Below are 14422 nucleotides of genomic sequence, written 5' to 3'. Positions count from 1 at the left end.
CAGGTACAACTCGAATACGACTCGAAGCAGGCCGCCTCGAAGATGCCTGCCCCAACTCCCACGTTCAGCGACTCTAGTTTGCGCTGCCGTTGCGCAGCAGAGCATCCGAGATCGTCGACAGCACCTCAGCCAGTCGTCTTGCCGTCTCGGGAGATGGCAGCGGCAACCTGAGACTTCGCGCGCCCGTCACGGCATCGCGCTCGACCCACGGGTGTGCGGCAACCGCGCCGTCGCCCGGCTCATTCAACGCCGACGCCAGCGCCGCGCCGAACTGCAGCAACCCTGACCACGGTTCGAGGGACGCGCCTCGTGGCGCTGTATCGATGGTCGAAGCTTGAGGCCGCTCTCCGGTACCGGCGAAATCGGTTTCCACGACGCTCGCGTCACGCGCCGCGTCGCCGGACACGACTGCGCCGCTCGCGGCTTCCTCCGCCGCGGCCATGACCTCGCTCTCTCCCATGCGCCCCGCGACGTTTTCGACATCCTTCATGAAGCGGGTCAGGCGCGAACCACCGAGCAGAATTTCGCTGGCGCCGCCATCGAGGATGCCTTCCGCCAGCGAGCGCTTGAAAGCCAGCACCGACAGCATGCCCTCCTCGATCGTTCCCTTCGCGATGTAATTGACGACTTGTACCGGCTTTTTCTGGCCCAACCGATAGATGCGCGCGATGCGCTGTTCCAGCACCGCCGGGTTCCACGGCAGATCCATGTTCACGAGCGTCGCCGCGTGCTGGAGGTTGAGCCCCGTGCTACCTGCGTCCGTCGACAGAAATACCCGACAGTCCGAATCGTCCCGAAAGCGCTGCACCAGCGCGGGCCGATTTTCCGACGGCACGCCGCCATGGAAGCTGACGTAGCCGATGCCGAGCTTCTTGAGCCGGCGAATGACTATCTCATGCGTGCGCGTCCATTGGCTGAACACCACGACTTTCTCGTCCGGCTGCGTGAAAAGCGACTCGAACAACGTCGCCAGCTCGTCGGCCTTCACGCCATGATCGGTTTCCTGGTCCAGCAGATAGGTGCTGTTGCACGACATGCGCATGTTCTGCAAAGCGCAGGTGAGGCGCCGCTGGTCCTGATCCGACAGAAACCTGGTGTTACGCCAGCGCCGGACGATTTTGGCCACGATGTCCGCGTTTTCCGTGTGATACGCCATCTGCAGCTCGGTCATGGGCACCAGCAGATTCTGGTCGGTGCGCCCGGGCAACTGCAGCAGCACCTCGGACTTGCGACGCCGTATCATGATCGGTGCCAGGGTCTGGCTGATCTTCTCGAGGCCCGTGTATCCTGTCACGCGTCCCGCCTCGTCCTTGACCTGATGTTCGTGCAGCAGCTTCCACGTGGGCCCGAGACGGTGCTGGTCGACGAATTGAACGATGGAAACGAGTTCCTCCAGCTTGTTTTCGAGAGGCGTTCCCGTCAGCACGACGGCATAGGGGCTGTCGATTCGCTTGAGAGCCTTCGCCGCAATGGTGTTCCAGTTCTTGATGCGCTGCGCCTCGTCGACGATGACCAGCTCCGGCGCCCACGCGGAAATCACGTCAAGGTCCGATTTCAGCTTCTCATAGTTGGTGATCTTGTAGAGATCCTGGGCCGCATATTCGCCCCGCCTCTGGGCAAGGCCGCCCGCGACTACCCTCGAAGCGTGGCCGGAGAACCGCGTGATCTCGCTCTGCCACTGATACTTGAGCGAAGTCGGGCAAATCACCAGCACTTTCGACACGCCAAAATGCCGGATCAGGATTTCCGCCGCCGCGACGGCCTGCACCGTCTTGCCGAGGCCCATTTCGTCGCCGATCAAGGCGCGCCCGGCACGCACGGCGAACAATGCGCCTTCGGCCTGGTACGGATAGAGCGGCACCTTGAGCAGCTTCTTCAGCGAGGGCGTCGCCCCTCCTTGCGGAAACTGCCCGTCGAGCATCCCGGCACGCCGCGCCGCATCGTTTCGGCCGGCGATGAAATCGAGCGCGTCGTCATGGGCGCGCAATTCGTGCCCGGCCTTCGCCACCCTGGAGAGAAAGCGCCCGAGATCGTCGAAACGGTCCTCCGGCAGATGCCATCGCCGAGACTCGTCGAACAAAGCGGCGGCCGCTTTGGCTACCTTTGCCGGACAATCCGCGCCGGCGCGAAAATGGACCGCTCGCCCTCCCTCGTTTCGCAAATACAGCTCCGAGAATGCGGGCTGATAACCACGGGCGAAGGCCGCCTTTGCGCCTCGCTTGCGCAGCAGTCGCGACAAGGTAAATTCAATGTGCTTGCAGGTGCCGAGTTCGTTGGTGGCGTAATCGGGACAGTCGCAAAAGTTGTCGCCCGGGCAGGTCCCACGAATCGACACGCGATAGCTGAAGTTCGACTCCGGATTGCCGACGCGGAATTCGGAGAAATACGTCTCCGTCCCGAGATTCTCCAGCGAGAACGCTTGCTCTTGCCCGAATTGCCGACGCAAGGCGCGCTGCCAGTCGGCGGGCGACATGTGATCGGGGGCGTGGATGCGGGAAAGCTTCGAGGATCGACGTGACTTGGTGGAAGAGTGTTTGCTAGTCATGACTTGACGTGATATTTGCGCGACCGGCCCGCTCCAACAATGCGAAGTCCAGCGGGTCTCGGATTGCCTCCCACGCGGGCAGATCCAGTCAATCCGCCAACGGCTGAATCCGCCCCCGGATCGAGTCCGTAACGCGTCGTTGATTGCCTACCGGCTCGGTAAAAAAGAGGACACACAGTATATCCCGGGCCTCGTCCTCCATCGCCCGCAGATTCGACACACAAGGTGGCACTCAGCACCGGCACTACCACATTCACCAACCACAAGACCTACAGACGCCCGCAAACCCACGCGGAGTCTAGCTTTTCGGGGAAAACTTTACCGTCATGCCCAGAATCGCATGACGGTAACAATTGAAACCCGAATTTCGAACGGAACCATACCGTCCGGTTTACCGACACTTGTGCCGTCTTTGATACCGTCAAATACGCCCAGCTTTCTACGGAATGGTGGAGATACTCATTAAAAATCAAATACTTAGAGGCAACGTTGCACTCTGATAGGCAATCCGAACACGCCTCGTAAGCCATTGATTTAATTGAGATATTTTTACCCTCATTCCCACTCGATCGTCGCAGGCGGCTTCCCCGAGATGTCGTAGACGACCCGGTTGATCCCGCGCACTTCGTTGATGATCCGGTTCGACACATGCCCAAGCAGTTCATGCGGCAGATGCGCCCAATGCGCGGTCATGAAGTCGAGCGTCTGCACCGCGCGCAACGCGACGACGTACTCGTAGGTGCGCCCGTCGCCCATCACGCCGACGCTCTTGACCGGCAGGAACACCGCGAACGCCTGGCTCGTCAGGTCGTACCACGACTTGCCGGTTTCCTTGTCGATCGTGTTGCGCAGCGTCTCGATGAAAATCGCGTCCGCGCGGCGCAGCAGGTCCGCGAAATCGCGCTTCACTTCGCCGAGGATCCGCACGCCCAGCCCCGGACCCGGGAACGGATGGCGATACACCATCGAGTGCGGCAGACCCAGCTTCACGCCAAGCTCGCGCACTTCGTCCTTGAACAGCTCGCGCAGCGGTTCGAGCAGCTTCAGGTTCAGCGTCTCCGGCAGACCACCGACGTTGTGGTGGCTCTTGATGGTTTGCGCGGCCTTCTTGCCCTTGCCCGCCGATTCGATCACGTCCGGATAGATCGTGCCTTGTGCCAGCCACTTCGCGTCGGTCAGCTTGCCGGCTTCGGCCTGGAACACTTCGACGAACTCCGCGCCGATGATCTTGCGCTTCGCTTCAGGATCGGTCACGCCGGCGAGCTTGCCGAGGAATGCTTCGCTCGCGTCGACGTGAATCACCTTCACGCCAAGGTGATCGGCGAACAGCGCCATCACCTGCTCGGCTTCGTTCAGGCGCAGCAGGCCATGGTCGACGAACACGCAGGTCAGTTGATCGCCGATCGCGCGGTGCAGCAGCGCCGCCGCCACCGACGAATCCACGCCGCCCGACAAGCCCAGAATGACGTGCTCGTTACCGACCTGCTCGCGAATCTTCGCGACGGCTTCGTCGATGTAGTGGCCCATTTCCCAATCGGCCTTCGCGCCGCAGATCTGCAGCACGAAGCGCTCGAGCATCGCGCGGCCCTGCACCGTGTGCGTGACTTCCGGATGCCATTGCAGGCCATAGAAGCGGCGCTGCTCGTCGGCCATCGCGGCGATCGGGCACGATTCCGTCGATGCCATCAGTGCGAAACCCGGCGGCATCTCCAGCACCTTGTCGCCGTGGCTCATCCATACCTTCAGCATGCCGTGGCCTTCGGACGTGGTGAAGTCGCTGATGCCTTCGAGCAGGCTCGTATGGTTGCGCGCGCGCACTTCGGCGTAGCCGAATTCGCGCAGATGACCGATGTCGACCTTGCCGCCGAGCTGCTGCGCCATCGCCTGCATGCCGTAGCAGATGCCGAGCACCGGCACGCCGAGTTCGAACACGGCTTGCGGCACGCGCGGCGTGTCTTCCTCGGTGACCGAGCGCGGGCCGCCCGACAGAATCACGCCCTTCGGCGCGAAGTCGCGGATGAACGACGCGTCGACGTCGTACGGATGGATTTCCGAATACACGTTGGCTTCGCGAACGCGACGTGCAATCAGTTGGGTGACTTGCGAACCGAAGTCGAGAATCAGGATCTTGTCATGCATGGCAGCGGACGGAATCAGAAGTGAGCGGATACGGAATGCCGCGCGCGAGGCGCGGCGTCGAATTCAAAGCGGTCCGCGCGGCGACGGTCTTGGCGCGGCGCGGACAGCCAACATTACGATGAAGCACAAGGGCGCGGCCAACCACGGAACTCGCCGCCTGCGATGCGCGCGAACGAAATCCGGTAGCTTCGGCAAACGGCCTCGCGCGCGGCGCTTCAATCATGAAACGGCGGGCGGGGTGCGCCGGGCACGTCGTTGCTGGTGTCGCGCGCAGCGCGTTCGGACTCGCTCAGGCCGGGCTCGCTTGCGGCCGGATGAAGCGGCGCGGTAGTGGCAACGGAAGCCGCGGCAGCCGGATTGGCCGGCCGCGTGACCGGCACGACGGGCTCTGGCACCGGCTCGGCGTGATAGACCGGAAAGCCCGCTGAGGCACGTGGCTCGCGCGCGTTGTCGCGTTCGGGTTCACGCTGCCGTGCGGCATCCTTTTCGGCTTCTTTCGCGGCACGCTTATCGGCACGACTGTCGGCCTTGCTCGACGAGGGCTTGACCACGATCCCCTTCTCGCGCCGCCGCACCGCACCCGACAGTCGCACGCCGCCGAGCCCGATCACCACCAGCACGACACCGGCCAGCACCGCCACCATCTGGCCGAAACCGGTCAGCGACGGCGTATGCAGCCCGAGCAGCCAGACCAGCATCAGCACGCCGATCAGCCAGTGCACATGACCGACGACCTTCGCGACCGTCGAGGTCAGCGCCCCGTCGAACGACGCATGCACCGCGAGCCACGCGAGCCCGATCAGCGCGACGCCGAACGCCTGGCCGACCAGCATCGGCTCCGTTGGCACCAGTTGCAACGCGTCGTACAGCGAGGTCCACGGCGTCAGCACGAACAGCAGCCCGAGCGCCAGCAGCAACAACGCATCGAGGATCAGTACAACGCGCAGCAGTGGCTTCATGGGCGTTTAGTCCACGTGGTAGTTGGGCGCTTCCTTGGTGATTTGCACATCGTGCACATGCGACTCGCGCAGGCCCGCACCGGTGATCTGCACGAACTCGGCCTTCTCGTTCATTTCGGCGATGGTTCGGCAGCCGCAGTAGCCCATGCTCGCGCGCACGCCGCCGATCAGCTGGAACAGGATCGCGTTGACCGAACCCTTGTACGCGACGCGACCTTCGATGCCTTCCGGCACCAGCTTGTCGATGTTGGCCGAGTTGTCCTGGAAGTAGCGGTCCGCCGCGCCGTCCTTCATGGCGCCGACCGAGCCCATGCCACGGTACGACTTGTACTGGCGGCCCTGGTACAGGAATACCTCGCCCGGCGACTCCTCGGTACCGGCGAACATGCTGCCCATCATGACCGCGCTGGCGCCCGCCGCGAGCGCCTTGCTGACGTCGCCCGAGAAGCGCACGCCGCCGTCGGCGATGACCGGCACGCCGGTGCCGTTCAGCGCTTCGGACACGTTGGAGATAGCGGTGACCTGCGGCACGCCGACGCCTGCGACGATTCGCGTCGTGCAGATGGAGCCCGGGCCGATACCGACCTTGACGCCGTCCGCGCCGTGTTCGACGAGCGCCCTGGCGGCCGCGGCGGTTGCGATGTTGCCGCCGATCACCTCGACGTGCGGGAAGTTCTGCTTGACCCACTTGACGCGCTCGAGCACGCCCTTGCTGTGGCCATGCGCGGTATCGACGACGATCACGTCGACGCCGGCCTGCACGAGCAGCTCGACGCGCTCTTCGTTGTCCGCGCCGACGCCGACCGCCGCGCCCGCGCGCAGCTTGCCGTGCTCGTCCTTGCATGCATCCGGGTGCTCGGTCTGCTTGGTGATGTCCTTGACGGTCATCAGGCCGCGCAGTTCGAATGCGTCGTTGATGACCAGCACGCGCTCGAGGCGGTGGCTGTGCATCAGCGCCTTCGCTTCGGCGAGCGGCGTGCCTTCCTTGACGGTGACGAGGCGCTCGCGCGGCGTCATGATGTTGCGCACCGGCTCGTCCAGACGCTCTTCGAAGCGCAGGTCGCGATTCGTCACGATGCCGACGAGCTGCGAGCCCTCGACGACCGGGAAGCCCGAAATGCCATGCTGGCGCGACAGTGCGATCACGTCGCGCACTTTCATATGCGGCGGCACGGTGATCGGATCGCGCACGACGCCCGACTCGAAACGCTTGACCTTCGCGACTTCACGCGCCTGCTCGGCCGGCGTGAGGTTCTTGTGGATGATGCCGACGCCGCCCATTTGCGCCATGGCGATTGCCAGACGTGCTTCGGTGACCGTGTCCATCGCGGCGGACACGAGCGGCATATTGAGGGAGATGTTGCGGGTCAGCCGGGTCTTGAGGCTGGTGTCGCGCGGCAGAACATCGGAGAAGGCCGGGACGAGGAGCACGTCATCGAACGTGAGTGCTGTTTGGATCAGACGCATGGCAAATCCTATAGGCGCAAAAGCGAATTATACGCGATACCACCCCGGTTTTCACTGCGCGAACAGCAGCTTAGCGAATTTCAGACGATTTTTTGCCGCTCCGGCATGCGTCGATTTCGCTTGCCTGTTCGCGTCGGGTTCGAACGGGTTTCGATTGCGCGTTCGCAGGCGAAATCGGGGCAGAGCCGGCGGCATTTTCGCGGCACGTACCCTGTCGAGCGGCGGTCGAGCGGTCCGAATGCAGGATCGAACAAGACGCCCTGCTCGCAAAACCGCTATTCTGCCGGCCATTCCAGTTTATCCAGCAGAGGCAGTCGATGCAGCGCGGTGTCGTCTATGGCGTCATGGCCGGAGCCTTGTGGGGCATGGTGTTTCTGGTGCCGCGGGTGCTGCCCGACTTCTCCCCGCTCCTGCTCGTCGCCGGCCGCTACTCGATGTACGGCGTCGTGTCGCTCGCCGCGGCGCTGCCGATCGCGCGTTCGCTCGCCAAACGGCTGAGCCGCGAGGATCTGATCGCGCTCGTCAAGCTCGCGCTGGCCGGCAATATCGTCTATTACCTGCTGCTGACGGCCGCCGTGCACCTGATCGGAATCGCGCCGGCCTCGCTGATCGTCGGCGTGCTGCCGGTCACGGTCACGCTGGTCGGCCGGCGCGATCACGGCGCGGTGCCGCTCGCGCGCCTCGCATGGCCGCTCGCGACCGTGATGGCGGGCATCGTCTGCATCAATATCGACGTCTTTACGGTGGCCGGCGCGGCGCCGGTGAGCATCGCGACGCGCCTGCTCGGCGTGGCCTGCGCGGTGGGCGCGCTCATCTGCTGGACCTGGTTCGCGGTCGAGAACGCCCGTTACCTGCAGCGTCAGACGCATTTCAGCGGCAATGAGTGGTCGGTGCTGTGGGGCGTCGTGACTGGCGCGCTCGGCGGCGCGTTGTGGCTCGTGGTCGCGGTGCTGCCGTCGGGCGGCCCGCAGGGTGAGTTGGCCGACCCGCGCTGGCACACGTTCTGGCTGCTCAACCTCGCACTCGCGATCGGCGCGTCGTGGCTCGGCAACGGCCTGTGGAATGCCGCGGCAAAACGGCTGCCGCTAACGCTGTCCGGCCAGATGATCGTGTTCGAGACGCTGTTCGCGCTGCTTTACGCGTTCATTTACGACGAGCGCCTGCCGCGCCCGCTCGAACTCGCGGCGATCCTGCTGCTGGTGGCGGGGGTCTGGTGGTCGGTGCGCCGGCATTCGGACGACGATTCGTCGGGTGCGGCGCGCATCGAGGGCATGAACGATAAGGCGCAGACGGCGGCGCCTTGAGGTGATGTGACGCGATGATGCAAGACGGGCGGCGCGCGAAAAAGTCCGCCGCCCCCCAACTAGCGCCGCCTAGCGCGAATCCTTGTTCAACCAACGCCGCCCCTCGATCGACCCCGCCTTGCGTGTCTTTTCGACGCGGCGTTGGCGCGACACCTTCGGATCCACCAGCAACGGTCGGTAAATCTCGACGCGATCATGGTCCGCCAGCACTGTATCGAGCGGTTTGAGCTTGCCGAACACGCCCACCTTCTGCGTGTTCAGATCGATCGACGGAAAGCGCTGCAGAATCCCGCTTGCGCCGATCGCCTGTTGCAGCGTCGCGCCCGCGGGCAACTCGACCGCAATCAGCGCCTGCTCGGCAGCGAGCGCATAGCAGACCTCGACCGTTAGCCGCGTGCTCATGACTGACCATAGCGCTGGTTGGCGCGCTTCACGAAAGATTCGACGAAGGTATTGGCGATGTGATTGAACACCGGCCCGATGATCTTCTCGAGCAGGATGCTGGTGAACTCGTAGTGCAGCGCGAATTCGATCTTGCACGCATCGGCGCGCAGCGGCGTGAAGCGCCAGAAACCGGTGAACTTGCGAAACGGACCGTCGGCGAATTCCATGTCGATGCGCGTGGGGCGCTCCATCGAGTTGCGCGTGGCGAAGTGCTGCTTGATGCCCTTGAAGTTGATATCGATCCTCGCCTCCATGCTGGTATCGTCCCGGTGACGGATTTCGATGCCCCCGCACCATGGCAGGAACTTGGGGTAATCGTCGACGTCGGTGACGAGGTCGAACATCTGCTCCGCCGAGTGGCGAATCAAAACGGTTTTCTGGACATCTGCCATAAATTGAACAGCGCGTGGCAACGGTGGACGAGCGCCGCGGGCTTTCCTTGCCCCGCTTTGCTAAAATCGTGATTTTAAACGAGTTGGGCACTTTCCATTCATGAGCATCATAGACAACAGAAAAGCCTTCTACGACTACTCGGTCGAGGAACGCTATGAGGCAGGCCTCGTGCTCGAAGGATGGGAGGTCAAGGCGTTGCGCGCCGGGCGCGGCCAGATCAAGGAAGGCTACGTGGTGATCCGCAACGGCGAGCTGTTCCTGATCGGCACGCACATCAGCCCACTGCCCGAAGCGTCGACGCACATCCATCCCGATCCGGTGCGCACGCGCAAGCTGCTCCTGCATAGCGAGGAGATCAGCAAGCTGATCGGCAAGGTCGAGCAGCGCGGCTACACGCTCGTGCCGCTGAATTTTCACTACAAGAACGGTCGCGTCAAATGCGAGATCGGTCTCGCGAAGGGCAAGAAGATGCACGACAAGCGCGAGACCGAGAAGAAGCGCGACTGGGAGCGCGAGAAGGCGCGCTTGATGCGCTCGCCGACCTGAACGCGATTCGTTTCCGGCTCATGCAAAAATGGCCCGCGCATCGATGTGCGGGCCATTTGCTTTTACGTCACGCACTCATTGCGCATGCATTGCCCGTTCGTCAGCGCAAGTCGCCGCGCGGCGGCTCCGCTGCCGCCTTGCTCCTGTTCACGATGGTCAGCGCCGACGCGATCATCGAACTCATGTTCGACATGTCGCCCGGCACGATCAGTGTCGTGCCCTGCCTGGCGAGGTTCGAGAACGCGTTCACGTACTGTTCGGCCACCTTCAGATTCACCGCGTCCATGCCGCCGTTCAGCTGGATCGCCGCCGCGATCTTCTGGATCGCCTGCGCGTTCGCCTCGGCTACCGCCAGAATCGCCGCGGCCTGCCCCTGCGCCTGATTGATCGCTGCCTGACGCTCGCCTTCGGACTTCTGGATCGCCGCCTCGCGGCCGCCCGACGCGATATTGATCTGCTCCTGCTTGCGCCCTTCCGATGCCGCGATCAGCGCGCGTTTCTCGCGCTCGGCGGTGATCTGCGCCTGCATCGCGTGAAGGATTTCCTTTGGCGGCGTCAGGTCCTTGATCTCGTAGCGCAGCACTTTTACGCCCCAGTTCGCGGCCGCCTCGTCCAGCGCGGACACGATGCTGTGATTGATGAAATCGCGCTCCTCGAAGGTCCGGTCCAGCTCCAGCTTGCCGATGACCGAGCGCAGCGTGGTCTGCGACAACTGCGTGATCGCGAACACGAAGTTGCTCGATCCGTACGATGCCTTCATCGGATCGGTGACCTGGAAATACAGCACACCGTCGACCTGCAGTTGCGTGTTGTCGCGCGTAATACAGACCTGGCTCGGCACTTCGAGAGGAATTTCCTTCAGCACGTGCTTGTACGCGACCCGGTCGACGAACGGGAACGCGAAGCTCAGACCCGGCGTCAGCGTCGCGTGATAACGGCCGAGGCGCTCGAGCACCCACGCATGCTGCTGCGGCACGATCTTGATGGTCTGCGACGCGAGCACGATCACGACGATCAGCAGCACTGCCCCGACGATGGTTGAATCCATATCGCTACCCTCCGATTCTGCTTCGAATAGTTGTGCGCAGGTTGGTCGGGCCTGCGTTTTCAGCTTGGGCGGCCGGCGCTCAGATCGTCAGGTCGCGCTCGCGCGCGCCTTCGGCTGCCGGCTCGCGACGACGACGAGGCAACTGCCCCGCAACTCCTTGATCTCGTAGACCTGCGCGTCTTCGGGTTCGCCCGCGGCCAGCTCGATGTCCCATGCCGCGCCACGATAGGTCGCGCGTGCTTTGCGCCCCTGCCAGGCCGGCACGTTCAGCGTCTGCCCGATATCCAGATTGACATCCGGATTGCGCGACGCCTGCTCGCGCCTACGACGGCCGAAGCGCGAGCGTCTGAGCACCACGACCGCCGCGAGCGCAACCAGCGCCGCCACTACGAATTGCAGATCGGTCCCGGCGCCGGCAATGCGCGCAAGCGCGGCCGCGACGAAGCCGAACGCGATCATCAACAGATAGAAGGTGCCGCTCATCAGCTCCAGCACGACAAGCACACCCGCCCCGATCCACCAGAACAGTCCACCAGGCGCCACGTCGACCTCCACAAAGCAAAACACCCCGGTTCTACCGGGGTGTTTATAGCACGAAGCGCACGTGCCTTTAACGCGTGCCGAATGCCGCCTGCGAAAGCGGCATTCGATACCTCGCGAGTTACTGCTTCGCCTTTGCCAGCTGCTGCCACGTATCGATGATCGTGTCGGGGTTGAGCGAGATCGACTCGATGCCTTCGTCAGTCAGCCATTGCGCGAAGTCCGGATGATCCGACGGCCCCTGGCCGCAGATACCGACGTACTTGTCGAGACGCAGACAGGTTTCGATCGCGCGCTTGAGCAGGAACTTGACCGCTGGATCACGCTCGTCGAAATCGACCGCGAGCAGCTCCATGCCCGAGTCGCGGTCGAGGCCGAGCGTGAGCTGCGTCAGGTCGTTCGAGCCGATCGAGAATCCGTCGAAGTACTGCAGGAACTCTTCCGCGAGGATCGCGTTCGTCGGCACTTCGCACATCATGATCAGACGCAGGCCCTTCTCGCCGCGCTTCAGGCCGAACTTCGCGAGCAGCCCGACCACGCGCTCCGCCTGCTTCAGCGTACGCACGAACGGCACCATGATCTCGACGTTGTCGAGGCCCATCTCTTCACGCACCTTCTTCAGCGCGACGCATTCCATCTGGAACGCCTCGGCGAAGTCTTCCGCGATATAGCGCGACGCGCCGCGGAAACCCAGCATCGGGTTTTCCTCGTCCGGCTCGTAGCGCGAACCACCGATCAGCTTCTTGTACTCGTTCGACTTGAAGTCCGACATACGCACGATGACGGGCTTCGGATAGAACGCCGCCGCGATCGTTGCGATACCTTCGGTCAGCTTGTCGACGTAGAACGCGCGCGGCGACGCGTGACCGCGCGCGACGCTTTCGACCGCCTTCTTCAGGTCCTGATCGACGTTCGGGTACTCCAGGATCGCCTTCGGGTGCACGCCGATGTTGTTGTTGATGATGAACTCGAGCCGCGCGAGACCCACACCTGCGTTCGGCAGTTGCGAGAAGTCGAATGCGAGCTGCGGATTGCCGACGTTCATCATGATCTTCACCGGAATCGGCGGCAGTTCGCCGCGCTGCACTTCGGTGATTTCGGTTTCGAGCAGGCCGTCGTAGATCTTGCCTTCGTCGCCTTCCGCACATGACACGGTGACGAGTGCGCCGTCCTTCAGCACGTCGGTCGCGTCGCCGCAGCCGACCACGGCCGGCACGCCCAGCTCACGCGCGATGATCGCCGCATGGCAGGTGCGGCCGCCACGGTTCGTGACGATCGCCGACGCACGCTTCATGACCGGCTCCCAGTTCGGGTCGGTCATGTCGGCGACGAGCACGTCGCCCGGCTGCACGCGGTCCATCTCCGACGGGTCGTGGATCACGCGCACCGGACCCGCGCCGATCTTCTGACCGATCGCGCGGCCCGTTGCCAGCACGGCCGACTGGCCCTTCAGCTTGAAGCGCTGCTCGGCCTTGCCGCCGCCCTGGCTCTTCACCGTTTCCGGACGCGCCTGCAGGATGAAAATCTTGCCGTCGCGGCCGTCCTTGCCCCACTCGATGTCCATCGGACGCTGGTAGTGCTTCTCGATGATCACCGCGTACTTCGCGAGCTCGATCACGTCTTCGTCGGTGATCGAGAAGCGGTTGCGCTGTTCGTGCGCGACGTCGACGGTCTTCACGCGGCCCGGCTCGCCCGGCTTCGTGAACTCCATCTTGATCAGCTTCGAGCCGATCGAGCGGCGAATGATCGGGTACTTGCCCTGCGCGAGCGTGGTCTTGAACACGTAGAACTCGTCCGGATTCACCGCGCCCTGCACGACGGTTTCGCCGAGGCCATAGCTCGACGTGATGAAGACGGCGTCCTTGAAGCCCGATTCGGTGTCCAACGTGAACATCACGCCCGCGGCGCCGACGTCCGAACGCACCATGCGCTGCACGCCCGCCGACAACGCGACTTCAGCATGCGTGAAGCCCTTGTGGACGCGATAGGAGATGGCGCGGTCGTTATACAGCGACGCGAACACGTGCTTCATGCGATCGAGCACGTCGTCGATGCCGACCACGTTCAGGTAGCTTTCCTGCTGACCGGCGAACGATGCGTCCGGCAGGTCTTCCGCGGTCGCGGATGAACGCACGGCAAACGACAGTTCCTCGGGCGAGCTCTGTTGCAACGTGTCGAACCCCACGCGAATGTCAGCCTCGAGCTGCGGCTGCAGCGGCGCGTCGACGATCCATTGACGGATCTCCTTGCCCGCTTCGGCGAGCGCCTTCACGTCGTCGACGTCGAGCGTCTCGAGACGTTTGGCGATGCGTTCGGTCAGATTGTTGTGCTGCAGGAAGTCACGAAATGCGAGCGCGGTGGTCGCGAAGCCGGTCGGCACGCGCACGCCGGCTTCGGCGAGCTGGCTGATCATCTCGCCCAGCGACGCGTTCTTGCCGCCGACGATTTCCACGTCGGTCATCCGCAACTGCTCGAACGGAACTACATACGCCTTGTCCTTTGCGACGGTAACTGCGTTAGTCATACAAGCCCCTAAGTGTGAAAGAAATTCACGGCTGTGCAAGTGGGCTTGAACACGGGCAGCCCATTGGAAGCCTCGACCCCGTGTCTTGCACAACCTGTTAGATAAGCAATCGCCTGGACGGCAGAGATGCGTTGCATGGCGCGCCGGCCATGGAGCACGAGGCGGACGCACCGAAGAACGCGATTGAGCGGACTTACCGCTCGATCTGTTGCGTTCAATGCATATTGACATTAGATAACGTGACGTTGAACGACCGTTCGCGGCAAGTTAGCGGCCAATCGCCTGCAATTGCTTATCCAACAGGTTGCCGCTATTCTACCGTGCCGACTCCTGAAATGTGGCAGTCGGTCGAGAATTGCGCCTCGAATCGCGCGCCGACCGAGCCAGCCGGCTTTTGCGAGACCGCCCGCGCGGGGCACGAGCGCGGCGCGCCCGCCGCCGCGCGGTTTGATTCGAGCGCGTTGTCGCGCTCGCGCTTTCCGGCTCATTTGCCTTTCACGTTCACAGCTCCTC

At 63.4% G+C, this 14422-nt stretch carries 12 protein-coding genes; 3 read left to right on the top strand and 9 right to left on the bottom strand.

Going from position 1 to position 14422, the window contains the following annotated elements:
- Positions 1-73: 73 nt before the first annotated feature.
- Positions 74-1786, bottom strand: coding sequence for a DEAD/DEAH box helicase (locus OKW30_RS07715; RefSeq protein WP_429346413.1), 1713 nt, complete (start codon positions 1784-1786; stop codon positions 74-76).
- On the opposite strand from OKW30_RS07715, the gene OKW30_RS07710 reads away from it, so the two are divergent.
- Positions 1730-2518, top strand: a complete 789-nt coding sequence (locus OKW30_RS07710; protein ID WP_429346412.1) for a hypothetical protein — start codon at positions 1730-1732, stop codon at positions 2516-2518. The genes OKW30_RS07715 and OKW30_RS07710 overlap by 57 nt on opposite strands.
- 582 nt (positions 2519-3100) lie before the next feature.
- Here OKW30_RS07710 and guaA read toward each other — a convergent pair.
- From guaA to guaB, 3 genes are all read right to left on the bottom strand, one after another.
- Positions 3101-4684 carry a glutamine-hydrolyzing GMP synthase gene (guaA, locus tag OKW30_RS07705; protein ID WP_429346411.1) on the bottom strand — a complete coding sequence of 528 codons (1584 nt, stop codon included), beginning with the start codon at positions 4682-4684 and terminating at the stop codon, positions 3101-3103.
- Positions 4685-4899: 215 nt separating this feature from the next.
- A complete protein-coding gene (locus OKW30_RS07700; protein WP_429346410.1) occupies positions 4900-5643 on the bottom strand; it encodes a hypothetical protein in 744 nt (247 codons plus the stop codon).
- Positions 5644-5649: 6 nt separating this feature from the next.
- Entirely contained in the window at positions 5650-7110 is a 1461-nt protein-coding gene (gene guaB, locus OKW30_RS07695) for an IMP dehydrogenase (protein ID WP_429346409.1), read from the bottom strand.
- A gap of 317 nt (positions 7111-7427) precedes the next feature.
- On the opposite strand from guaB, the gene OKW30_RS07690 reads away from it, so the two are divergent.
- Positions 7428-8414 carry a DMT family transporter gene (locus tag OKW30_RS07690; RefSeq protein ID WP_184066148.1) on the top strand — a complete coding sequence of 329 codons (987 nt, stop codon included), beginning with the start codon at positions 7428-7430 and terminating at the stop codon, positions 8412-8414.
- 69 nt (positions 8415-8483) lie between these two features.
- Here OKW30_RS07690 and OKW30_RS07685 read toward each other — a convergent pair whose 3' ends face one another.
- Together OKW30_RS07685 and OKW30_RS07680 are read right to left on the bottom strand one after the other, a co-directional pair.
- On the bottom strand, positions 8484-8816 hold the full coding sequence (locus OKW30_RS07685) for an RnfH family protein (protein WP_184066151.1): 333 nt from the start codon (positions 8814-8816) through the stop codon (positions 8484-8486).
- Positions 8813-9250, bottom strand: a complete 438-nt coding sequence (locus tag OKW30_RS07680; protein ID WP_018417666.1) for a type II toxin-antitoxin system RatA family toxin — start codon at positions 9248-9250, stop codon at positions 8813-8815. Before OKW30_RS07680 ends, OKW30_RS07685 begins: the two co-directional genes overlap by 4 nt.
- Before the next feature lie 100 nt (positions 9251-9350).
- Here OKW30_RS07680 and smpB point away from each other — a divergent pair, with 100 nt between their 5' ends.
- Positions 9351-9797 carry an SsrA-binding protein SmpB gene (smpB, locus tag OKW30_RS07675; RefSeq protein WP_013089686.1) on the top strand — a complete coding sequence of 149 codons (447 nt, stop codon included), beginning with the start codon at positions 9351-9353 and terminating at the stop codon, positions 9795-9797.
- A 100-nt stretch (positions 9798-9897) separates the two neighbouring features.
- Here the strand turns inward: smpB and OKW30_RS07670 are convergent, their stop codons facing one another.
- The 3 genes from OKW30_RS07670 to ppsA all read right to left on the bottom strand — a co-directional run bounded on the left by OKW30_RS07670 (position 9898) and on the right by ppsA (position 13909).
- A complete protein-coding gene (locus OKW30_RS07670; RefSeq protein WP_184022647.1) occupies positions 9898-10845 on the bottom strand; it encodes an SPFH domain-containing protein in 948 nt (315 codons plus the stop codon).
- Between the two features lie 87 nt (positions 10846-10932).
- The gene (locus tag OKW30_RS07665; RefSeq protein WP_090805347.1) at positions 10933-11388 is read right to left on the bottom strand and encodes an NfeD family protein; all 456 of its coding nucleotides are present in this window, start codon (positions 11386-11388) and stop codon (positions 10933-10935) included.
- A gap of 118 nt (positions 11389-11506) precedes the next feature.
- Positions 11507-13909 (bottom strand): phosphoenolpyruvate synthase, encoded by a 2403-nt coding sequence (gene ppsA / locus OKW30_RS07660; protein WP_184066154.1) that lies wholly within the window; start codon positions 13907-13909, stop codon positions 11507-11509.
- Between the last annotated feature and the right edge of the window lie 513 nt (positions 13910-14422).

It is taken from the genome of Paraburkholderia sp. Clong3, assembly GCF_050436485.1.
Lineage (GTDB): Bacteria > Pseudomonadota > Gammaproteobacteria > Burkholderiales > Burkholderiaceae > Paraburkholderia > Paraburkholderia tuberum.
Note: the sequence above shows the minus strand (reverse complement) of the source record. Positions and strands in the feature narration are given on the sequence as shown.